Annotated in this window: 17 protein-coding genes; 14 read left to right on the top strand and 3 right to left on the bottom strand. The window is 45.4% G+C overall.

The annotated features are described in order from the left end of the window. Positions 1 to 4 precede the first annotated feature (4 nt). The 13 genes from tsf to E4N65_RS05855 all read left to right on the top strand — a co-directional run bounded on the left by tsf (position 5) and on the right by E4N65_RS05855 (position 15,348). A complete protein-coding gene (gene tsf, locus E4N65_RS05915; RefSeq protein WP_253674748.1) occupies positions 5 to 841 on the top strand; it encodes a translation elongation factor Ts in 837 nt (278 codons plus the stop codon). 9 nt (positions 842 to 850) lie between these two features. Then, positions 851 to 1,405, top strand: coding sequence for a ribosome recycling factor (gene frr, locus E4N65_RS05910; RefSeq protein ID WP_044016270.1), 555 nt, complete (start codon positions 851 to 853; stop codon positions 1,403 to 1,405). After that, positions 1,405 to 2,085, top strand: a complete 681-nt coding sequence (gene uppS, locus E4N65_RS05905) for a polyprenyl diphosphate synthase (protein ID WP_253674746.1) — start codon at positions 1,405 to 1,407, stop codon at positions 2,083 to 2,085. The genes frr and uppS overlap by 1 nt, the downstream gene beginning before the upstream one ends. Further along, positions 2,082 to 2,930, top strand: a complete 849-nt coding sequence (locus E4N65_RS05900) for a phosphatidate cytidylyltransferase (protein ID WP_253674744.1) — start codon at positions 2,082 to 2,084, stop codon at positions 2,928 to 2,930. The genes uppS and E4N65_RS05900 overlap by 4 nt, the downstream gene beginning before the upstream one ends. Positions 2,931 to 3,005: 75 nt before the next feature. Continuing rightward, positions 3,006 to 4,154, top strand: a complete 1,149-nt coding sequence (gene dxr / locus E4N65_RS05895) for a 1-deoxy-D-xylulose-5-phosphate reductoisomerase (RefSeq protein ID WP_253674742.1) — start codon at positions 3,006 to 3,008, stop codon at positions 4,152 to 4,154. Between the two features lie 263 nt (positions 4,155 to 4,417). Continuing rightward, the gene (locus E4N65_RS05890; protein ID WP_253674740.1) at positions 4,418 to 5,770 is read left to right on the top strand and encodes a site-2 protease family protein; all 1,353 of its coding nucleotides are present in this window, start codon (positions 4,418 to 4,420) and stop codon (positions 5,768 to 5,770) included. 10 nt (positions 5,771 to 5,780) lie between these two features. Continuing rightward, positions 5,781 to 6,452, top strand: coding sequence for a CpXC domain-containing protein (locus E4N65_RS05885; RefSeq protein ID WP_253674738.1), 672 nt, complete (start codon positions 5,781 to 5,783; stop codon positions 6,450 to 6,452). After that, complete coding sequence (locus tag E4N65_RS05880; RefSeq protein ID WP_253674737.1) at positions 6,436 to 8,565, top strand: WD40 repeat domain-containing protein; 2,130 nt, start codon at positions 6,436 to 6,438, stop codon at positions 8,563 to 8,565. Before E4N65_RS05885 ends, E4N65_RS05880 begins: the two co-directional genes overlap by 17 nt. Before the next feature lie 55 nt (positions 8,566 to 8,620). Beyond that, on the top strand, positions 8,621 to 9,250 hold the full coding sequence (locus E4N65_RS05875) for a TetR/AcrR family transcriptional regulator (RefSeq protein WP_253674735.1): 630 nt from the start codon (positions 8,621 to 8,623) through the stop codon (positions 9,248 to 9,250). 147 nt (positions 9,251 to 9,397) lie between these two features. Continuing rightward, complete coding sequence (locus E4N65_RS05870) at positions 9,398 to 11,791, top strand: efflux RND transporter permease subunit (RefSeq protein WP_253674733.1); 2,394 nt, start codon at positions 9,398 to 9,400, stop codon at positions 11,789 to 11,791. Positions 11,792 to 11,883: 92 nt separating this feature from the next. Then, entirely contained in the window at positions 11,884 to 12,669 is a 786-nt protein-coding gene (locus tag E4N65_RS05865) for an outer membrane lipoprotein-sorting protein (protein ID WP_253674725.1), read from the top strand. A 496-nt stretch (positions 12,670 to 13,165) separates the two neighbouring features. After that, the gene (locus tag E4N65_RS05860) at positions 13,166 to 13,681 is read left to right on the top strand and encodes a hypothetical protein (protein ID WP_044016293.1); all 516 of its coding nucleotides are present in this window, start codon (positions 13,166 to 13,168) and stop codon (positions 13,679 to 13,681) included. 92 nt (positions 13,682 to 13,773) lie between these two features. Then, positions 13,774 to 15,348, top strand: a complete 1,575-nt coding sequence (locus E4N65_RS05855; protein ID WP_044016295.1) for a DUF1302 domain-containing protein — start codon at positions 13,774 to 13,776, stop codon at positions 15,346 to 15,348. Between the two features lie 85 nt (positions 15,349 to 15,433). Here the strand turns inward: E4N65_RS05855 and E4N65_RS05850 are convergent, their stop codons facing one another. The 3 genes from E4N65_RS05850 to E4N65_RS05840 all read right to left on the bottom strand — a co-directional run bounded on the left by E4N65_RS05850 (position 15,434) and on the right by E4N65_RS05840 (position 20,792). Continuing rightward, a complete protein-coding gene (locus tag E4N65_RS05850) occupies positions 15,434 to 17,722 on the bottom strand; it encodes a methyl-accepting chemotaxis protein (RefSeq protein ID WP_253674723.1) in 2,289 nt (762 codons plus the stop codon). 64 nt (positions 17,723 to 17,786) lie between these two features. Continuing rightward, on the bottom strand, positions 17,787 to 19,775 hold the full coding sequence (gene tkt, locus E4N65_RS05845; RefSeq protein ID WP_253674721.1) for a transketolase: 1,989 nt from the start codon (positions 19,773 to 19,775) through the stop codon (positions 17,787 to 17,789). A gap of 15 nt (positions 19,776 to 19,790) precedes the next feature. Beyond that, complete coding sequence (locus E4N65_RS05840) at positions 19,791 to 20,792, bottom strand: AAA family ATPase (protein ID WP_253674719.1); 1,002 nt, start codon at positions 20,790 to 20,792, stop codon at positions 19,791 to 19,793. 146 nt (positions 20,793 to 20,938) lie between these two features. Here E4N65_RS05840 and E4N65_RS05835 point away from each other — a divergent pair, with 146 nt between their 5' ends. Further along, positions 20,939 to 22,732, top strand: a complete 1,794-nt coding sequence (locus tag E4N65_RS05835; protein WP_253674711.1) for an InlB B-repeat-containing protein — start codon at positions 20,939 to 20,941, stop codon at positions 22,730 to 22,732. The last annotated feature ends 67 nt before the right edge of the window (positions 22,733 to 22,799 follow it).

The following is a 22,799-nucleotide window of genomic DNA, read 5'->3' as shown; positions in this document are numbered from 1 at the left end:
AGTTATGGAAATAAAAGCATCTGACGTAAAGGCGCTGCGCGAAAAAACCGGCGCCGGTATGATGGAATGTAAAAAAGCTCTGCAGGAATGTAACGGTGATGCAAAAGAGGCTGAGAAATTCTTAAAAGAAAAAGGTCTTGCTGCTGTTGAAAAGCGGGCAAGCCGCGCAACCAGCGAAGGTATCATTGTTGTTAAAACCGCCGATTCTAAAGCGGTAATGGCCGAATTAACCTGCGAAACCGACTTTGTCGCAAAAAATGCCGATTTTATCGCGGTCGGTGATAAAATTGTAGAAACTGCTCTTGCAAAAGGCTATACCGATGTTCAAAAAGAATTGAGCGATATGGTGCTAGACCTTGCGACTCGTGTACGCGAAAATATGGGCTTACGGCGCTTAACTGCCGTACAAGCAGGCAGCGATGAATACATTGCGCATTATGTTCACTCCGACAAAAAGACCGGCGTTATCGTCATGTTAAAATCCGATAAGACCGACGTATTTGCCGACAAAGTATTTCAGGAATTTGCGTATGACTGCTGCCTCCATGCAGCGGCATTTACCCCGCTCTATGTAAAGAAAGAAGATGTCGATGCTGCCTATATCGACGAGCAACTCGAAGTATTCCGCGGACAGGTTGCCGAATTGCAGAAGCCTGACAATGTAAAAGAAGGAATCGTAAAAGGAAAGCTGAATAAGCATTTAGCCGAGATATGCTTCCTTGAACAAGCCTTTGTTAAGGATGATAAGCTTTCCGTGACGGCAAAAATGAAAGAAGTCGGAAAGCAGCTCGGTGCGAATATCAGTCTTTCAAAGCTTGTATTGTGGCAGCTTGGCCAATAGAGGGCGGATATGAGCGATATTCATAGTGTCTATGAAGAAAAAATGAAGAAGTCGATTGCGGCGTTAAAAGACGATTTTAACGCCCTTCGGACAGGCCGCGCCTCTGCTTCTTTGTTCGACAAGATACGGGTGGACTGCTACGGGGAATCGACACCGCTCAATCAAGTTGCGGGTATCTCCATTCCTGAAGCGCGCTTGGTTGTTATTCAGCCGTGGGATAAATCGTTGTTGGGAGAAATCGAAAAAGCTATCCTAAAATCGGAACTTTCGTTAAACCCTGCCAATGACGGTAAACTTATCCGCATTGCGATTCCGCCGCTTACCGAAGAACGCCGGAAAGAGCTTGCAAAACAAGCGAAAAACTTTGCCGAACAATGTCGTGTAGCGATTCGCAATATTCGGCGTGACGGTATTGATGAGGCAAAGAAGCAGCAAAAAGACGGTTTGTTGAGCGAGGATGCCTTAAAAGCAGCCGAAGAAAAATTCCAAAAAGCAACGGATGCTCATATCAACGATATTAATAAGCTCCTTGCAGAAAAAGAAAAAGAAATTATGGAAGGTTAATGACAGTGCAGCATATTGCCGTCATTATGGACGGCAACGGGCGATGGGCTCAGCAGCGGGGGTTAGCTCGTACAAAAGGACATCGAGAAGGATTGGAAGCAGCAAAGCGGATTGTCAAAGCTGTTGCCGATTTGCATATACCATACATTACTCTGTATGTGTTTTCGACGGAAAATTGGAAACGCACGGAGGAAGAAGTCGGTTTTTTGATGGGGCTCATTCAACAACATCTCCGTGCGGAGCTCGCCTTTTATGCTGCAAATAATATTAAAGTGAGACATATCGGTGATGCAGCGGCGCTGCCGCGTGCAATTCAAACAGAGATTACCGATATAGTGAAAAAAACGGAACACTACACGGGAACAACGATGCAGCTTGCCATCAACTACGGTGGTAAAGATGAAATTATCCGTGCAATAAAAAAACTGAGCATCGGAGAGCTTGAAACCCTTACGGAAGATTCCTTTGAACAGTTGCTCGACACAGCCGGTGTTCCCCCTGTAGATCTTGTTATTCGTACCGGCGGAGAAAAGCGTTTAAGTAATTTCTTATTATGGCAAACCGCGTATGCTGAATTTTACGGTACGGATGTTTTGTGGCCGGATTTTACGCCTGCCCATCTGATGGAAGCATTGGACGCTTACAGTAAACGTACACGGCGCTTCGGAAGGATCGTATGAAAAAGATTATTGAACGGATAATAATGTTTGTCGTCGGCTTGCCTCTTGTAATCAGTTCGGTATATTTTTTGCCGTATCAACATTTTTTGGTGTTGCATCTCGAAATATTTATTGCTACGGCGCTTTCGATCATAGAAATCCGTACTATGTTTTCCCGAAAAATTGCCGTATACTCGATACCGATTGTTTTATTTGCCGGTATGCTTATTCCCGCCGCTGCATATTTTTTTATACTTGGGCTTTTATCCCGCGTTGGGATGGTTTTGGTTGGTATCGGCGCTCTTTATTTTATATTTTTTGTTGAAACTTTTTATTCTTTTTCAAAACCGTTTGAAAAAAGTATTCAGCGTGTGTGTTCTGCCGTATTTATTGTTTTTTATCCCGGAATTTTGGTCATGTTTCTATCAGCTATGACACGCTGGCCGGACGCTTCTAATATTATCGCAATGTTTTTACTGATGGTTTTTTCCTGTGATTCGCTTGCGTGGCTCTTTGGTATGTTGTTTGGGAAGGGAAACCGTGGCTTTGTACCGGCAAGTCCGAATAAAAGCATCGTAGGTTTTATCGGCGGGGCTGCCGCTGCAACTGCGGTCGGCTTTCTTGCCTTTAAGCTGTTCCCTGCTGACTTTGGGAAGAGTCTCAGCGGCTCTTTGTTAACGGGGTTTTGTACCGGTTTGGCAGCTATCATCGGGGATCTTATCGAATCTATTTTTAAGCGTTCTGCTGAGGTAAAAGATTCCGGAGCGCTCATACTCGGACGCGGTGGAATCCTCGACAGTGTTGATTCTATTTTACTTGCTACACCGGTATTCTATCTTTGCTATCGATTTTTCATTGGGGTGTAAAAGCATCTTTAAAAGTTCGGCATCTCGGAAAATGAACCATCTGTTTTTAGATGCCTCATGATATAGGGCAAAATAATGAAAAAAATAATCGTGCTCGGAGCGAGCGGAACAATCGGACAAAATACTATCGATATTATACGCCGGTTTTCAGACCGTTTTGAACTTGCCGGTGTTTCCGTGCACACCAAGACCGATGTATTGGATGCCTTACGTGCCGAATTTCATTTCAACGATTTTACAGTAACGGATTCTGCCGTTAGTATTTGGTATGATGCAAAGCATCGCAGTCTTGAACGGTTTCTTACCGAAACTCACGCCGATATTGTGGTGAACGGTATCGCGGGCGCAGTAGGGTTACAGGCGTCTCTCATTGCGGTTAAGACACACCGGACACTCGCTCTTGCGAATAAAGAAAGTATTGTGATGGCGGGGCATCTTTTGCAACAAGAAGCCGAAAAGTATCATTCACTCATTATACCGGTAGATTCCGAACATTCAGCCATTTACAGTTTAATACAAGCACACGGGCGGGAGGCTATTGAACGCTTGATTATTACCGCTTCCGGCGGTCCGTTTAGGACATGGACGAAGGAGCGTATTCAAGAGGCGACATTACAGGATGCGCTGAAGCATCCGACATGGACGATGGGCGCTAAGATTACCATCGATTCCGCTTCGCTTGCCAATAAGGCTTTGGAAGTAATCGAAGCGGTGCATCTTTTTGATATTCCTGCCGACCGTATTACCGTTGCGGTGCATCCGTCGAGTATTGTACATTCGATGGTACAGCTTACCGGCGGTGAAATCTATGCGCAGCTTTCTCCGCCCGATATGCGCAATCCTATTTTTGCTGCGCTGAGCTATCCTGAAGAGCCGCCGCCTTATCTTGCACCACTCGATTTTACCAAGCCTGTAGATCTGCACTTTGAACCGCCACGGACGGAGGATTTTCCGATGCTATCGCTCGGGTTTACCGCCGCCCGTAAAAAGGCAGGATATCCGATAGCATTCAATGCCGCCAATGAACAGGCGGTCGCGGCGTTCTTGGACGGTAAGCTGCGTTTCGTTCAGCTTGCGGAGATTACCGCACAGGTGATGCAGGAAGATTGGAGCGCCGCACCGAAGGCTATAGCGGATGTTATGCGCATCGACGAATCCGCCCGCCGCCGCGCAGACGCCTTGATACAGTTTATTTTAGAAGAGAAGGGAAAACGAATCAGATAAATAAATAAGAATCGCAGAATAAGTGAGTTTATGTCTGGTAAAACAAACTTTTTCGTTAGCCTTTTGAGAATAGTGGTACTGGATACAAGGCGCGAACAAAAATAAAGCGCAGGCGTACTTGTTGTATGTTGAGCATTTATTTTTGTGTAGCAACGAAGTAGACGGTATGCATATTTTCAAAAGGGAAGGTTGAACAACCCTATTTATGCTGCGGGGTGTAAAAAAAATAACCTGATGCGGTTACCCTGCGAAGGACTATATAGATGTTAAAATTTTTGATCGGATTGCCGGTGCTCGGCATTGTCGTATTTATCCATGAGCTGGGGCACTTTATCGCTGCTAAGCTCTGTGGAGTGTCGGTAGAAAGCTTTTCCATCGGCTGGGGGCCGGTACTGCTGCATAAAAAGTTCGGTGCGACCGACTACCGGCTGTCGGCGATTCCCCTCGGCGGCTATTGCGGCATGAAGGGCGAACACGCGTTTAGAGAGGCATACGAAAAAAAACTGCCCAGTGTTCCCAAGGAAGAGGGGAGCCTTTTTGCCGCGCACCCTTTTAAGCGGATACTGATAGCGTTTGCGGGACCCTTTGCCAACCTCTTGCTTGCCGCCGCCGCACTTGCTATGATAAGCGGACTCGGCAGGACATACTACACCACTGATAACCGTATCGTGCCGGTGTACCGCCTCGATTCGAGCGATCAATCGCCTGCGCGGACAGCCGGTCTACAGATAGGCGATCGTATTCTCAAAATCAACGATCAAAAGACAGCGAACTTCGCTGATATTCAGCAGATTATCGCGCTTCATCCCGAAGAATCGCTCACAATGCTTATTGAACGGGGCGGCGAACAGCTCAGTATGACTATACGCCCTGATTTGAATAAAAAGACCGGTGCGGGGCAGGTCGGTATTTACCGTTATGTGCCGCTCGAAGTTGCATCTGTACGGAAAGATTCCGCTGCCGATTTAGCAGGAGTAAAAGCAGGCGACCGTATCACCGGCATTGACGGGACGGCGCTCGATAATCAGATGGCGCTGATATACTTTTTCCGCGACTATACGCAAAAGACCGCGCTTTTTGAGCTTATCCGCAACGGAGAGCGGATTGAGCTACCGGTAAACCTTGTCCGCACGGAAAACGGCAGTGTCGATCTCGGTTTGAATTGGACATATATCACCGTAACCGAGAAAGGAACCGGTTTTATTGCCAGTGTGCGCCAAGGGATAGTGCAAACCGGAGAACTGACGGCTGTTACGCTGAAAAGCCTCGGTCTTTTGTTTAAAGGGGTGAGTATGACCGAAGCGGTTGCGGGGCCGGTACGAATCAGTTCGATGATCGGCGGTCTTGCAGCAGACGGCTTTAGTGAGAATGTACGGGCGGGCTTTGTGAATATCGCTGAAATTGTCGCGGTAATATGCGTGTCTCTCTTTTTAATGAACCTTTTGCCCATTCCGATTCTGGACGGCGGATTGATCTTTACCGCCTTTGTCGAATGTATCGTCCGCCGACAAATACCGCCTCGCATTTTATATTACCTACAGTTTGTAGGATTTGCCTTTATCGCAGTGCTTTTTTTCTTTGCGCTCTGGGCAGATATCTTATATATTATGAAATAAGGAAAAAACTATGCAAAAAATTACTTGTAAGTGTGACTGTTCGTTTGATGTGGAATATGAAAAAACAATCGATCTTGATGCCCGCCCCGCAATCAAAGAAGATATAAAGAAAGGGGCTTTTTTGTCTTTTATCTGCCCATCCTGCCATTCAAAAGTCAATATCGAGCTTGAAACGGAATTTGTATGGAAATCAAAAAAAATAACGCTATTATTTGTACCCGAAAAGAAGCGTATGGAATGTCTTGCTTTTTGTGCAGGTGCGGTTCGAATCGATGCCGAAAATAATAAAAAGTTAAAGACTGAATTTCTGAAAAAAGGACAAACACCCGTTATCGGTTACCCTGAACTTGCCGATCGGATTGCCGTACTCGATTCCGGCTTAGACCCGGAAATTGTGGAAGCGGTAAAATTCTTTTTGCTGGATAACGGAAAGAATATTAAGGGTAAGCAAATTCAAATCCTGTTTGAAAAACTCCACGATGATACTATTGAATTTCATGTGCATGGCTTACGGGAAAAAGAAGTTGCAGTAATGCGTATTCCTCTGAATCTTTACCGTTCGATTGAAGCGGATCGTAAAGCGAAAAAGCACAAAGAGGTATTTCAAGCCTTATGGCTCGGTCCTTATCTTTCTTATAAGAATATTCATGCCGAAGGAGATGATCATGATACGGCAATTTAAACGATTTTCGTTTTTGTTCCTGTTTATATGCTTTCTTGCAAGTGCAGCAGCTCAGACAACCGGCAGTATCCTGACATCTCCAGGAGATTCCGAATCTGAGACCTCTGAAATCGAACAAACTGCTCCCGATGAACAATCGAAACCTGATTCTTTAGAATCGGATGATACTGCATCTCCTACCGATAAAAACACTCCTGATACGGAAGATTCTCATAACCCTGAGTCAGAGGCTGAATCCGATTCTGATGACAACATCCCTAATACGCAAAAAAACGGAGTACGGGGGCAAGACCCTTCTTTAAAAAACAGTTTGGAACGGGCACGCATTGCTCATCGATTTGAGGGGGGCGTAACTGCTATTGCCGATTCTTCCGTGACGCGTTCTTTTTTTGCTGCAGGAAAAGACGGTTTTATCACTCGGTTTTCGTATGGAACAATGAAACCTGAAACGTGGCAGGTTTCGACCATGCCGGTAAAGCGCATTGCTGCACATCCTAAAAAAGCGATGGTTGCCGTCTATGAAACAGACGGTTTCAGCATTCATAAAATTTCTCTTTGGGATTGGCAAACAAAAAAACAGCTGTATGCAAAACGTTTTGCCAGCTCAGTCCTCTCCCTATCGTGGTCGGCGCAAGGGACATATCTGTTTATCGGAACTGCCTCGACGGAAGGTATTACGGTTCTTGATATCAACGGAAATGTAAAAAAAGTGTATCCGCGTCCGCCGGGAATTGTGCTGCTTGCAGCAACGGGGCCGAGTGAAAAAAGCATTGTAACGTATGGGGAGACCGGCAGGCTTGTGTATGCCGATATTGCGAAAAAATCTATTCTTACCCAATACGAGACAGAGGATCGGTTGGAAAGTCCTGAGCTTATTAAGAATTACACGCAGATTATCGGCTATAAAAACGGGAATGTCGTAGTTGTGAAAGCTGCTTCAGGTGAGGTACTGGAAAACTATCCTGCGCGTTCGGCGTTGTTTGCAGGGAAAATTACGGATAGCTTACCGGTGTGGATTGAAAAAGGCGATACGCGGCAAACATGGCATTTATCTCAGGGGAATAAGAAATCTCCTGCTTTTAGCCTTCCGTATCCGGCCGCTATTACAGCTGCCAGGCATGTTGACTCGACGGTTGTCATCGGAACCGATGACGGTAGACTATACCGGTTAAAGCAGAATAGTGATGCGGCAATTTCGCTGACGGAGTTGAATATCGACACTTCAATTCAAGTGAGCGATATATGCACAAAGGATTCCAAAATCTATATGCTGAGCGGTTCGACGCTCTATGCCGCTGCTTCTCCGACGGATAAGCCGGAGCCTGTCATCCAATCCGTTTCGGGAGAACGGTGTACGGTATACGGCAACGGGTTTTTATTTTGGTCTGCAGAAAAAAATGTGCCGCTCTATTATGCAGAAGAAGGTCAAATACCTGCTATTCTCTACCGCCCGCGGGAACGGCTGAATTCGGTTTCGGTTTATAAAGATACTATCGCGGCGGTACGGGCATTTAGCGGGCTGGTCTTACTGGATGGTAAAAGCGGTGCGCAGTTATTTACGTATCAAGCTGCCGGATTGCAAGATGCCGTACAGGTTGACGATACCTATGTGCTTATCACTAAAAGTACCGGCGGTATTATCCGCCAGCCGCTCCTTCTTATCGATATTAGGACAGGGGAAACCATTCCGCTTAATATGGACGGAGACATTGCGTTTTCTGCACAGGCAAATAATAAAGTAAAAAATACGTTTTCCTGTTTTCGGTTAAAAACAGAGAAGGCGGCTCAGACCGATTTAATGACCATGAAGATCGATACGGTACATCCCGCCCGCAGCAGTTTTACCGCGGCACTGTCATACGGGGATGAAAACTTACACGCTTCACTCTACGATGACGGATACGCAGTGCTGACCAACCTCGGGAAAAATCAGCTGAGTTATTACGATAAAAGGCGGCGAACGATTCGGCAGCTTCCGCGGGATTACGCCCTTCCTCGTAAAGCGCTGATGACGGATACATACATTGTCAGTGTGAACTATGACGGTTCCCTTTCATGGTTCAACCGCCGGACGATGCAGCTGTTGCAGCATAAAACGCTGAGTGAGGATTGAGGTTAAGAAAGTTGCCCTCTTAACAATTTGCAAACGGCAATCTATACTATCAGTAATGAAAGAATCGAAAAAAAAGCACGATACTTATACTGAAATTCTCAAAAATGCAGAAATAGAGTTTTTGCAAAAAGGCTTTGAAAAAGCATCCATGCGTTCCATCGCAGCAATGACGGGAATAACGGCAGGTGCTTTGTACAAACACTTTCCGTCAAAGGCTGCAATTTTTGAAGCGCTCGTGCAGCCGCTCATTGCACAAACGTTAAGTATCGGCACCGATTTTTCCGAAACCGTAGTAGAGCTATTCAAAACAGAAAATGGGGCAGCGATAAAAGAAGTTATACGCACATCGATATGGAATTTGTATAATCTTGTTTATAGCCGCTTTGATGAATTTAAACTGTTGTTTAACCGTGCGACAGGAACAAAATACGAAAATATCCGCCATGAATTTGTAATGGCGGATGTTACAGCATGTAAAAAATGTATCACCGATTTTAAAAAACATGGAATCAATATCCGGCCTTTAAGCGACGATCAGCTTCATTTGATTTACAGTACTGCCTTAACACCATTTTTTGAAATTATCACCCATGAGTATTCTTACGAAAAAGCTCAAGGATTTATCGATATATTAACTGATGTCATGTATTTCTGCTGGAATAAAATTATGCAGCCGGAAATATGATCAAGGTAATGGCCTCAGATTGTTTTAACGGATCCGAAGAATAACTAAATCGCAAATTCAATCATACCTATTGACAATTCCTAGGGGAATCTTATACTGAAATAGTAAACAGTGTTTACTATTTCAGTATTGTAAGAGGTTCATGGCATGAAACTTGAAGGGATGCATCTATTCTTTAAAAAGATTGCAAAGTTTCAATTAAAATACCGCTGGCTCTGTTTGGTTCTGCTTGCGACTGTAACGGTTGCGGGGCTTATAGGCGTAAAAAGTTTTAAGGTCGGCTCGGCTGATGAAGACGAGTTTTTAACCGTAAAAGAAAGCACAAAAAAGAATGATGCGCGGTTTAAGGAATTGTTCGGCAGTAACGATTCGATCGTGCTGCTCTTTGAATCAGACGATGTATTTAAGCCGGAGGTGCTCCAAGCGATTAAAGATATCGGCGCGGAACTTTTGGAAAAAGTACCGTATGCGGATTCCATCACTTCGATTACCGATACGGATATTACCGTTGGTACGGACGAAGGCATAGAAATCACCAATCCGTTTCGGGACGGTATTCCTTCCGATCCTGCCGCATTAAAAGCTGCCAAAGACTTTATCCTTTCGCGTAAGTCGATTGTTAATAAGCTCGTAACACAGGATGCGACGGAAACATGGCTGGTACTGTCGCTCAAGGCGACACCGCCTGAAGAAGTCTGGAGTAAAACTTCGACAACGGCGCCGATGTACGTTATCGGAGAAGCGGCAATCGACATTGTTACCGATTCTAAATATCATAGCGCCGCGTATACGATAAAACCTGCGGGGCTTCCCTATACCGAAACGGAAGAAAAAGTAGTGATGGGACAGGAGACCACAAAAAGCGTGGGCTTGAGTTTTCTCTGTATGATTATTTTGCTCATCATATTTACCCGCTCTCTCCGCGGAACAATCGTGCCGCTATTTGCGACTTTCTTCGGTATTACCACGGTGCTCGGCATTATGGGCTTTTTGCACATTACGGGAAAGTCCGAGATGATGTCTGTGCCGATTGTGCTTGCGATGGCGCTTTCGGTCGGTTATTCAATTCACCTCGTCAATTCATTCAAAACGAGTTTTTATGCAATCGGCAAACGGAAAGAAGCCGTTATCGATTCTATTGAAAACACCGGCTGGCCGCTCTTTTTTACCGTGGTTACAACCGTTGTTTCGGTTCTGTCGTTTTTAACGACTGACCTTAAGCCGATGCGCTGGATGGGGGCCGCAAGCGCCGCGATGGTGTTTGCCGTGTATGTCTATGTCAGTGTTCTTATTCCTATTTTGATGAGTTTCGGCAAAGATATTGAAGCCGGTAAAGATTCGGCAAATGCTCATACAAAAAGAGCTGTACGTGCGCAAAAATTGGATAAATGGTTTGAACGGTTCGGACATTCCGTTATCAAAAGACGCAAAGCGATCATGGTTGCATTTACGCTCATCACTGCGGCTTGTATTCCAGCGTTGTTTAAAATCGATGTCAATATGGACAGCTTTAAATTTATGGGCTTGCGCATTCCGTATATTAAGCGTCTTTATGAAATTACGCAGTCGCAGCTCGGCTCTTATTTTAACTACAATATTATGCTTACCTTTGATGAAGATGATGCGGTTAAGAATCCTGATGTACTTAAAAAACTTGATGAGCTGAGCACACTTATCGGAACCTTTAGACTCACAAAATTGAATAACGGTGTACCGAAAATATTTTCGATTTTGGATGTGGTCAAAGAGATGAATCAAACGATGCACTCCGATGATCCTGCGTTTTACACGATTCCTGATGATGAAGAGTTGCTCGCCCAGCTGCTGTTCTTGTACGAAATTTCAGGAGGTCAAACTTCACGTTGGGTTGACGAAGAATTCCGTACACTCCGTATGTCGATTGATGTTGCCTCGTATGATGCAAACGAGCTTGCGGCAAATCTGAAAACTATCGAGCAAACATGCGCGGAACTGTTTCCTCAAGCGGATTGCCATTTAATCGGAGCTGCCGTGCAATTTGCAGAATTGAACAATAAAATCGTATTCGGCGAATTGTATTCTTTTTTAACTTCGCTCGTTGCGATTGCAATATTAATGATGCTTGTGTTCGGCAGCGTTAAGATGGGACTGATCGGGCTTATCCCCAACATCTTCCCCGTTATTGTCATCGGTGCAATTATGGGCTATCTCGGTATTTCGCTGGATCTTATGACGATGGCAATTATGCCGATGATTCTCGGTATTGCGGTTGATGACACCATTCACTTTACCAACCACACCAAATATCTTTTTGACAAAGAGAAATCTTATGACCGTGTAATTTTCGAGACGTTTTATTCCATCGGAAAGACACTTGCGATGACAACGATTATTTTGTCTGCAACATTTTTAGTGTATCTTACGTGTAAGATTGATGCGATTCTACGTCTCGGTGTATTGGCTGCGGTCGGTCTTCTGTCTGCGCTCGCCGCCGACTATTTGATGACGCCGGTATTGATTTATATCAGCAAACCGTTTGGAAAAGAGGAAACTAATGGGTAGTGCGTAATTGATAATTGGTAATTAAAGCGATTTACGTGCAGCAGTAATTACCAACTACGCATTACAAATTACCAATTAAAAGAGGAGCATATATGAAAATTATAAAACACGTAATCGCGCTGACTGTATTTGCAGCGATGGCCGTAAGCCTTGCATTTGCACAAGAGTTGACGGGTAAAGAGATTATGCAAAAGGTTGATAAACGCGAAAAAGCTGCAACCGATTCGTTTACGATGCGAATGACGCTCATCAATTCCGGCGGAAAAAAACGGGTACGCGAAGTTACTGCATATTCAAAAGATTACGGCAGCGAAAAGAAAACGGTGATGGTGTTTATGCTGCCTGCCGATGTAAAGGGCGTTGGCTATCTTTCTTTCTCGTATGATGATGCTTCGAAAAACGATGACCGCTGGCTTTATATGCCTGCGCTTAAAAAGGCGAAGCGCATTTCCGGCTCTTCAAGTCAGGACTATTTTATGGGTACCGATTTTACCTACGATGATATAAGCGGGCACAAGATCGACGACTACACGTATACGCTGCTTGCGGAAGAGACTGTTGACGGGAAAAACTGTTGGAAAGTTGAATCGGTTCCGGTAAAAAAATCGATGTACTCAAAGTATGTTTCCTGGATTGATAAGGAATCGCTGGTGCAGGTAAAGGCGGAATTTTACGATGAGCAGGGCGCGCTGCTGAAAGTGCTTACGGTAAGCGGTATCGAAAAAAAAGACGGTTTTTGGACTGCGGGCAAAATGGAAATGAATAATCTGCAAAAAAAGCACACAACCGTTATCGAAACGCTCAAGCACGAATTCAACAAAAACATCCCCGATTCGTATTTTAGGGTGAACTCATTAGAAGAAGGGAAGATTAGGTAATCCTTTTGAAATATGCGGGGCATCTGCGTTGTCGCTTAACAAAAAACAGTCCTCGACGTACAAAAAGTACGCCTGCGGGTGTTTTTTGTACGCTCCTAGCATCTGCACCGCCTATTTCAAAAGACTGACGGAAAAGCTATGTACCGTGTGTCGCTACTGAAAATCCTCAACGTATCAGTACCGCCACGGATGGCGGTGGTTCTAATCAGTAACGTGTTTGCCTTGCAAACACGTAGGTAAAAAATGTACAGGGATGTACATTTTTTACCGTGCCTGCGGTTAATTTTTTCTCGCGCCTCGGATCTACACCGTCTATTTTCAAAAGGCTTACGGAAAGGGTTATTTTTTATATGCTGCTACTGAAAATGTTCAATGTATCAGAAGCGGCACGGACGCCGCTGGTTCTATGCAGTAACAAGTTTGCTTGCAAACTTGCAGCTCAAAAATGTACACGGATGTACACTTCTGGACAGGTTTTTTCAAAAAGAGGTTTTCAATGGATATAATCAGGGCAGTATTGGATGGTATAGCGATGGCTGCCATATTTAACGGTTCGGCGGCGGCTCTTGTAATAGCAAACCCGAGATATTTGATGGATTCATATCCTAAGGGGATTCAAAAAGCTGCTCCTGAGCCAATGAATAAGAAAGAAAAACGGGTAAATAAAATATTTACGGTGATAGTAATGGGAGCGTGCTGGCTTTATGGAGTAATAAGTGCATTGCATGGCGGAATTCATACGTTTAGGGCATTGTTTTGGACTGCATATATTCATTGGATTGTTGTGAATTTCGGCGATTTTTTCTTGTTGGATTGTCTTTTATTCCAAAAGTGGACTAAGCTGATTGTCATTCCGGGAACGGAAGATCATCCAACCTATCAAACAAAAAATTGGATGAAGGTTATCGGAATACCCGAACATTTTTTATTGTGGCCGTTTATAATGGTTCCACTTTTTTCTTTAGTTCAAACAGGTATTGTAATGCTTATACAATTTTTGTTTTCTTTCTAAGGCTTACATGGAAAGTACATTGAGAAGCGGGAATACGGACAACCGGTAAATTGATAGGATACAACTATTGAAAAAAAAGGAGTAATGACAATATGAGTATAATACGGAAATACGGACAATCATTCTTGTTAGGCATTACATTTTGTACGCTGTTTTTTGTATTGACGTTTCCATGCAGTGCGCAGGAGGCTGCAGGTGTAGACGGAAAGGCAGGAACAGCTCAAGCAGCGGATTCGTCTCCCGGTACCGGCTCTGAATTACAAACCGCTGATGACATAGTCGGTGATTCAACAGATGATGAATTTTCTACCGATTTGGAAGATGACACTGCAAAACCTGTCTTTACAGTAAGCGGCAAAATTGAAACGCTGCACGGAGTGCGTTGGAACGGTGCTGAAAAGAAGCTTGAATACGGCGCGTCCCGTTCTATCGCACAGATAAAAGGTGAGGTCTCTGCCGGTTCTTCTTATGCGGTTATGTCCGCCGCTACCGAATACAATTATCGTAATCCTGCGCGCACGGGCTTTCGGCTGAACGAAGCGTATTACCGCTATTCCGGCGATATCTGGGATATCAGTGTCGGGCGGCAGGTTATTGCGTGGGGACAGGCTGACGGATTTAGACTCACCGATGTGTTAAGTGCGCGGGACAGCTCGGAGTTTATCGCCTTTAGCGGCGATGATGCGCGGCTTCCGTCGGACAGCGTCCGCCTACGTTTTTTTCACGATCTGTTTACGTTTGAAGCGGTCGCCGTGCCGTTTTTTACGCCGAACAAGCTGCCGCGCTTCGGCTTTGAAGAGGGCGCCAAAGACGGGCTGTACTACATCGACACGCCGGATACTTTTAGTACGCCGTTCGGAACAGTCCCTGTTCATTATACAAAAACGGAAAGCGCAAAACCAAAGATGTTTACCGACACGGAAGCCGCCGCCCGTTTCTCCTTCTTTTTGCCCGGCATCGATTTTTCCGTTTCAGGCTTCTACGGCTGGGATAAGATACCTGAGTTTATGAAACGGGGTGAATGGGAAGGGCAATTAGCTAATCCTTCGCTGCCTTTTCATCCTATTCTGAATAAGTTTATCCCTGCAAAGGAAAAAGCGGAGCTGATTCTTGATACTTGTTATAATCGTATCTGGATGGCTGGATTTGATGCGGCAATTCCGGCAGGTGATGTAACAATACGTTTGGAAACAGCTTTGGTGGGAGACCGTAAGTTTGAGCCAAAACAAGCAAATTTGATAAAGGGTATTACATTTACGGATCGTGCAATGCATGTTCAGTTTGATCAAGCAATAAAAAAACACCAGCTGCTGATGCTCGCCGGCATTGACTGGATCAAGAGTTCGTGGACGCTGAGCGCTCAGTATTTTGAAGACCTCATCCTCAATCATAAAAACGATATAGAGCGGCCGATGCACAAGGGCTTTGTCAGCCTCAATGTAAGCAAAACATTTTTGCGCGATACGCTCAAGCTTTCGGCAAGCGGCGTTATCGATATAAACTACGGCAGTACATCCAGCACCTATTCGGTTAGCTATGCCCTCACCGATAATATCAATTTTGCACTCGGCGGGGATGTGTACACCAAAGGCTACGACGGCAAGGGCGACTTTGCGGCCTTACACAAGATCAGCGCTCTATGGTTGAAGGGAACGTTTACGTGGTAGAACATGGGCATCTCGTAAAAAATGATCCGCCCTCCGCAAAGCCGATAGGCTTTCAGTTTTTAAGGGATGCTTTCATTCATCTAAGCTATTCATTCATTTGGATGTTGTTCAGATGATCGGTGTGTGTAATCAGTGCATTGAGCGTACCGATTGATTCGCTCGTTTCAGCTTCTACCCCGCGTGTTGTCTGAACTGCATCATTGAGGCTTTTGATATTTGTGAACATAGCCGCGATTTCCGTATGTACTTTTTCGGTCGCTTGCAATAAGTTGGTAAAGCTTTCATTGATTTTATTTCTGAGTTCGGCTACTTCCGCTTGTTCCTCTTGTACATCAATGGATTGATCCGCCAGCGATTGCATAGCGCTGTTCATTTCTTCGGCCTGTACATCGACGTCTTTTAAAAACGATGAAATATCTCCTAATATTGTCTGAAAGTTATTGACCTGCATATTGATATTTTCAAAACTTTTTCGCAACACATCCGAAGCCTCTGCGGAATCTTTAATGCTTTTATTGATGTGCTTTAAAATCTTACCGGTATTATCGGCCTCATACGCGGAGTTTTCTGCAAGTTTCCGTATTTCATCGGCAACGACCGCGAAGCCTTTTCCCGCTTCTCCGGCATGAGCGGACTCTATTGCCGCGTTCATTGCCAATAAATTCGTTTGCTCTGCAATGGCGGTAATAATTTGGTTTGTCTCCAGTAGACTTTCCGAGCTTTCGTAAATAGCATTGATGATATCCGTAACCGTTATCAAATGATGTTTACCGGCATCGCTTGCTTCGCGGATGTATGAAAAATTATGATTTATTTCGTTGAATTTTTCCGTTAGTCCGTTAGTAGCATTGTTCAACTGCTTAATCTGTGTTACCGTTTCTTCTGCCGCATCCGATTGCCGTTCAATTCCTTGCCGCATTGTATTCAAAAAAGCATTAAAGCTGTCGGTTGCATTTTGCGTACTCCGAAGTTGATTGCTTTGCTCGGATATTTCAGATCTTAACGTTTGAACTTGAAGCGATAATGCCTGCATTGCCTGTTCTGCTCCGTCCATGTTTTGTGACAGAACCGTCTCTTGCCGCTGCAGTTTATCGCTGGTGTGTCTGATCTCATTAAATAAAAGTGTTTTCTGCTTGTCGGAATCCGACAGTTGTATTTTTATCTCCTCGCTTTGACGATTGTAAATGTGCGTTTTCCATGCAAAACCGAACGCCTGCGCTAATAAAAATGCGGAAAAACCGAACGGCAATAAATTTCCTGTAGGAACGAGCATCATACTATAAAATAAATCGTTTAACGTGAAAATTGTCAGAATGATAATACCGATAACAATAAATATTGCTCCTTCCCGTTTACGTATGAGCAGCTTGATGATCAAATAAATGACATAGACGATAATCATAACAATCACTAATTGATGAACTTGTATGAGTTTTCCGTAGATATAAGACGGTGTTACACAAATAAACGCTGAGTACCCCAACGCCTCAATCATAATGATACGGTTAATAATTTTATGAGTATCTTTAGGATAGAGAGTCGCAAAATAACCGACTACGGAAAAGCTGAGCAATGCAAAGGTAAGGTAGTCGATTTTAGTATCGATATTCCATGATAAAGAAGAAAAGAGGATTCTAAAGACGGGTCCTTTTACCATGTTGCGGAGAACGACGAGAATACTGAAGAACACAAACCATAAGACGCTTTTATTATCAGGTTGAAATAGATAGAGCGCAAGATGATACAGAATAATTGCGACACCAAAGCCGAACACGAAAATCTCAATAAAAAGGAATGCTAAATTGGCACCGTCGGCTTTTGTCTTTGTCGAAAACTTAATGGTTTGGTAAATACCGCCGCGCGAATGGAAAAAGTTTGAAACTTGAATAGCCATGCATACTTCGGTTATGTCTTTCGGAATATAATAGAGAATATTTGCTTCGCCGCGGATCGATGTTTCTCGTGAAGACCCGACTTGTCCTGAATGGTCTTGCAGCTCTCCATTTACATAGAGACTCCATGCGGAAACTGGAGAAGAAAACTGTATTGCTAATTCAGGATGCCGTTCCGGTAATAAAATCTGTAGAGTATAAGTACCGTATCCGAACGCAGACATCTTTGTTCCGTCGGATAAAACGGTTGTGCTCCATTCTTTAGGAGATTCGATAAATACCGTAGGGTTACGTACATCTTCCGGTGAAGAAAGTAACTGACGATTATAAAATCCCATCTTACCGCTTATTCCGATACTTTGCGCGTCATTGAAGTTGTTCCGGCGGAGATCAAGTATTCCGTTTTGAATGGTTTCGGTAAAAGCAGGTGCAAAGCATATACTCAAGACTAAAAGCGCTGTAAGTTTTTTTATATGTTTCATTATCTCTCTCCTTTTAAGTTTACCAAGACTGCATAGGGTGAGCAGCCTTGGTAATCCTTTGCTTCTATTCTTTGATACGGGCGGCAAGCGCTTGGGCGGTAAATCCGAGATGTTCCGCAACTTTTTTTGCGGGTCCTGATTCGCCGAAACGTTCTATTGAGAAAATATCTTTCTCCGGCGACTGTACCCAGCCTTCCCAGCCCTGTTTAACTCCGGCTTCTGCAACCATTACACGGACGGCACTGCTTCCCACCAACTGCTCTTTATATGAAGATATTTGTGCTTCCAGAAGCTCTTTCGACGGAACGGAGACTACCCGTACTTTTTTCGGGGCGGCAAGCTGAGCGGCTTCGCAGGCAAGGCTGACCTCGGAACCGGTTGCAAGTACTGTTACATCGGGCGTACCGTCGGTGCCTTTTACGATATAGCTGCCGGCCGTTTTCATCAGAGCTTTCCACTGAGGTTCGGCTTTTTCCAGTATGGGCAGATTCTGACGGCTCAGTATTAAACAGACCGGCCGGTCTTTCTGCTCAAGCGCAATTCTCCATGCGACGGCGGTTTCTTCCGCATCGGCAGGGCGGAGTACCAACAGATTAGGAATGGCGCGGAGACTTGCGAGCGTTTCCACCGGCTGATGGGTTGGGCCGTCTTCGCCGACAAAGATGGAGTCGTGGGTTAATACAAAAATAGAAGGGATGCGCATCAGTGCCGCGAGCCGGAGCGCAGGGCGCAGATAGTCGGAGAACACGGCAAAGGTTGCGCAGAAGGCGCGAAAACCGCCGTGCAGCTGAATACCGTTGGTAATCGTTGCCATCGCGAATTCTCTGATACCGAAGTGGATATACCGTCCCTGCGGTGTTGCGGCGGTAAACGATTGGGTATCCTGCAAGGCGACCGCATTCGGTCCCTGCAAATCCGCCGAACCACCGACGAGATTCGGGAATGCCTTTGCAAAAGCGTTCAGTGCGGTTTTGGAAGCTGCCCGCGTCGCAATCATCTCATCTTTTTTAAAGACAGGATCGGCAACACCGTCGAGTACGGCTTGGTCGATACCGCCTTGTACAAAGCTGCGATCCCATTCTTTGCGCTGCTCGGGATAGGCAGCACTCCACGCGGCAAAGCGGTTATTCCAGTCCGCTTCCGCTTGAGCAAATTCCTTTTGCCGCTCTTCAAAATAACGGTAGGCTTCGGGTGCAACAAAGAACTGTTCTGCAGGATCAAGCCCCAGCGTCTTCTTTGCCTGCGCCAGCTTCTCTTGACCGAGCGGCGCTCCGTGTGCGGCGGCGGTTCCCTCAACGGCGGGCGCTCCCTTTCCGATTACCGAATCAAGTATGATAAGCGAGGGACGGGAATCTTTCTTCGCCTCCGCAGTGAGTTTTTCTATATCGCTGTAGGAATACATCGAACCGTGCAGCACCTGCCAACCGTAAGCCTCGTACCGCTTTGTAACATCTTCGGTAAAGGCGATATCGGTTGAACCGTCTATCGTAATATTGTTTTTATCATAGTATACAATGAGCTTACCGAGTTTCAGCGTACCGGCAAGGCTCGATGCTTCGGAAGAAACGCCTTCCATTAAACAGCCTTCTCCCACCAGCGCATAGGTGTAGTGATCGACAATGCGGTACTCTTCGGTGTTGAACCGCGCTGCAAGCATCGCTTCGGCAATCGCCATACCGACTGCGGTAGAAATGCCCTGACCGAGCGGCCCGGTGGTGGCTTCGACGCCGGGGGTGAGGCCGTATTCGGGATGCCCTGCGCAGCGGGAACCGATCTGCCGGAACGAGCGGATATCGTCGAGCGAAAGATCGTAACCGGCAAGATGCAGCGCGGCATACAGGAGCATAGATCCGTGTCCTGCCGACAGTACAAACCGGTCGCGGTCTACCCATTGGGGATTTTTCGGATTATGCCGTAAAATTTTTGCATACAGCGCCGCTGCGAGTTCGGCGGCTCCGAGCGGAAGCCCGGGATGGCCGGAATTGGCTTTTTCGATTGCATCAATTGAAAGGCTCCGTATCGAAAGTGCTACGGCGTCAAGTTCTTTATTCATAGTTCCTCCAATATGTTACGGCTGCGGAATAAGTTCGAGCAGCTCGGCGATAATTTCATCTGCACTGATATTTTCCGCGCTCGCTTCATACGAAAGTTTTAAGCGGTGGCGCAGAATAGGGTAGGCGAGAGTCTTTACGTCTTCGGGCAGGACATAGTCACGTCCGTTCAAAAATGCCCGTATTTTTGAACACCGATAAAGGGCGATACTCGCGCGGGGAGATGCCCCGACGGTGATATAGCTAAGGTAACTGCCGCGGGGCAGCTCTTCCCGTTTTTCGATAATGGGACGGGTTGCCGTAACCAACGCGATAATGTATTCCTGTAAACCTTCGGTACAGCGGACGGCTTCGACGCCTCTGCGGATAGTATGGAGCATATCGACGGAAAGAATTGCTTCGGTTTCGGGTGTTTGCATTTTTTTTACCGAAGCGGTGATATTCTCGCTTTTTAGCATGATGATGAGTTCATCTGCCGGTTTAGGGTAGGGGACAAAAAGTTTAAACAGGAAGCGGTCGAGTTCGGCTTCGGGAAGGGGATAGGTACCCTCCTGTTCAATCGGATTCTGGGTTGCAAGCACGAAGAACGGTTCGGGGAGGGGATAGCTCGTTTCGCCGATGGTAACCTGACCTTCCGCCATCGCTTCAAGCAATGCGGATTGAACCTTTGCCGGAGCGCGGTTTATTTCGTCAGCCAGTACTGCGTGCGCAAACAGCGGCCCCTTTCGTACTGAAAAACGATGTGCGGTAGAATCAAAGATGAGCGTTCCGGTGAGATCGGCAGGCAGCAAGTCGGGCGTGAACTGGATGCGTTTGAAACTTAATTGAGAAAGTTCCGCGAATGTTCGTACCGTTAAGGTTTTGGCAAGGCCGGGCGCACCCTCCAGCAACACGTGTCCTCCTGCAATATAAGCGACGAGGATATCGTCAATCAGCTGTTTCTGCCCGATAACTGATACGGCCATTTGTTTTTTAAACGCAGCAATCCGCTGCATCGCTTCGGTTTGTAAACTCTCCATAATAAAGAAGTGTACGCATATTTTTCATTCTATGCAAGATAATGTAATTCTGTAACTTCTTATAATCTTATTCCTTGTGTGTAGGCTGCATTTTACTTTTAATCATATTGATAGTGTTAGAAAGATCGATTTTAAAGGAGCCGCGTGTGAAAAGATTTTTTTCCCTTGTTTTTATTCTTGCCGGTGTGTTTATAATTGCCGGCTGTCGCAATCCTTCTCTGAGGGCGTATACGGTTACCTTTAATACGCAAGGCATTGGTACTGCTCCGGCGATGCTTACGGTTGCGGAAGGGAGTAAGCTCACCGCAGCGCAAATACCTTCGCCTACGGCTATCCCCACAAATAAAAGCTTTGACGGCTGGTTTAAAGACCCTGCCGGTGCACAGCCGTGGAACTATAATAGTGATACCGTTACAGCGGATATTACGCTCTATGCAAAATGGAGTGATGTTCATTTTACCGTAAGGTTTGATACGCGTGGACTTACCACTCCACCGGCTCCGGTAACTGTTATTAAAAATCATACTATTCCTGCAACTGATATACCGAATCCTACGCACCGGACATGGAATTTTTCCGGCTGGTATAAAGATAAAAATTGCAATACTCAATGGAATACGGCCTCCGATACCGTTACGGCAGATATAACGCTGTACGCAAAATGGACTCCTAAAAGTCTTTTAAAAAAGGAGTTATGGGAAAGTAAGAAAACTGAAGGACTGACAAACTATTTTCGAATTCCGGCATTGGCGCAGACAAAAGACGGGACGCTGATTGCCGTTACGGATTTACGGTACAATCATACTGCCGATATAGGCAGGTTCGGGCCTAATGGGGAGTGGAATCAACACTCCGATATCCATCGCGTGGATGTAATGGTTAAACGCTCTACCGATAACGGCTTGACATGGGATAGCAGCAGTACAAAAATTACAAATACACCGGATAATCCCGTGAAATACGGTTATGGAGATGCCGCTATCGTGGCAGATAGGGACTCGGATAATGTACTGATTATTTGCGCTCATGGGGACACCCGTTACGGAGATTATACAGCAGGAAATGCAAGTACACGGCTTAAAGTCGTCAGGATTCGTTCCTCAAACGGAGGCAGAACCTTTACATCGCCTGAGGATATTACGACTTCCATTTACGGTTTAAACGGTAATTGGGGAACGCTCTTTTTCGGTTCCGGGAAGATTATGCAGTCTCGCAAGATAAAAAAGGGTAGTTATTATCGTATTTATTCAGCAATTTTGATTACAGATACGGCAAAGCACCTCTTCGGAAATGCCGTATTGTACTCCGACGATTTCGGTGAAACATGGCAGGTTCTCGGTGATGCAACGGTGTCGCCGATACCGAACGGTGATGAAGCCAAGGTTGAAGAGCTTCCCGACGGTAGAGTATTGCTTTCAAGTCGCACTGAGAACGGACGTCTTTTTAATATCTTCACTTATATAAATGAAGGAACCGCAAACGGGCATTGGGAAAATGCTCAAAGTATGCCGCTCGAAAATGAACGCGGTACGAACGGTGAAATATGTATTATAAAGGTTCGTAAAGCTGATACGAAAGCTCCGGTATATCTTGCATTACAGTCTATTCCTTTATCCTCAAAACGGCACCTCAAGGGAGGACCTGAACCGAATATCCGTATGGATGTAGGCATCTATTGGCGCGTAATAGAGGAGAATATCAGCCTTTCGGCATTGGCAGACAGTACCAAGTGGAAAAAATATCAAGTATTTACCGGAGAGAGCGGGTATTCGACAATGGTAATGCAGCAGGATCACCGGATCGGCTTCTTATATGAGAAATATGATCATGATGTTACTTATTCTACAGATATGAATGACGTATACGATATCCGCTATGAAAGTTTACCTATCAGTACCATTACTAACGGCGAATTCGAAGCGGCCTTTTTAACGGAGTAGCAACATAGTTTCCGTAAGCCTTTTGAAAATAGACTGTCCAGAAGTGTACCTCCGTGTACACTTCTGG

Source organism: Treponema sp. OMZ 855 (assembly GCF_024181145.1).
In the GTDB taxonomy this organism is placed as follows: Bacteria; Spirochaetota; Spirochaetia; order Treponematales; family Treponemataceae; genus Treponema.
Note: the sequence above shows the minus strand (reverse complement) of the source record. Positions and strands in the feature narration are given on the sequence as shown.

Coding starts and splice junctions, on each gene's coding strand:
- tsf (WP_253674748.1), top strand. CDS start 5: ATGGAAATAAAAGCATCTGACGTAAAGGCGCTGCGCGAAAAAACCGGC.
- frr (WP_044016270.1), top strand. CDS start 851: ATGAGCGATATTCATAGTGTCTATGAAGAAAAAATGAAGAAGTCGATT.
- uppS (WP_253674746.1), top strand. CDS start 1,405: ATGACAGTGCAGCATATTGCCGTCATTATGGACGGCAACGGGCGATGG.
- E4N65_RS05900 (WP_253674744.1), top strand. CDS start 2,082: ATGAAAAAGATTATTGAACGGATAATAATGTTTGTCGTCGGCTTGCCT.
- dxr (WP_253674742.1), top strand. CDS start 3,006: ATGAAAAAAATAATCGTGCTCGGAGCGAGCGGAACAATCGGACAAAAT.
- E4N65_RS05890 (WP_253674740.1), top strand. CDS start 4,418: ATGTTAAAATTTTTGATCGGATTGCCGGTGCTCGGCATTGTCGTATTT.
- E4N65_RS05885 (WP_253674738.1), top strand. CDS start 5,781: ATGCAAAAAATTACTTGTAAGTGTGACTGTTCGTTTGATGTGGAATAT.
- E4N65_RS05880 (WP_253674737.1), top strand. CDS start 6,436: ATGATACGGCAATTTAAACGATTTTCGTTTTTGTTCCTGTTTATATGC.
- E4N65_RS05875 (WP_253674735.1), top strand. CDS start 8,621: ATGAAAGAATCGAAAAAAAAGCACGATACTTATACTGAAATTCTCAAA.
- E4N65_RS05870 (WP_253674733.1), top strand. CDS start 9,398: ATGAAACTTGAAGGGATGCATCTATTCTTTAAAAAGATTGCAAAGTTT.
- E4N65_RS05865 (WP_253674725.1), top strand. CDS start 11,884: ATGAAAATTATAAAACACGTAATCGCGCTGACTGTATTTGCAGCGATG.
- E4N65_RS05860 (WP_044016293.1), top strand. CDS start 13,166: ATGGATATAATCAGGGCAGTATTGGATGGTATAGCGATGGCTGCCATA.
- E4N65_RS05855 (WP_044016295.1), top strand. CDS start 13,774: ATGAGTATAATACGGAAATACGGACAATCATTCTTGTTAGGCATTACA.
- E4N65_RS05850 (WP_253674723.1), bottom strand. CDS start 17,722: ATGAAACATATAAAAAAACTTACAGCGCTTTTAGTCTTGAGTATATGC.
- tkt (WP_253674721.1), bottom strand. CDS start 19,775: ATGAATAAAGAACTTGACGCCGTAGCACTTTCGATACGGAGCCTTTCA.
- E4N65_RS05840 (WP_253674719.1), bottom strand. CDS start 20,792: ATGGAGAGTTTACAAACCGAAGCGATGCAGCGGATTGCTGCGTTTAAA.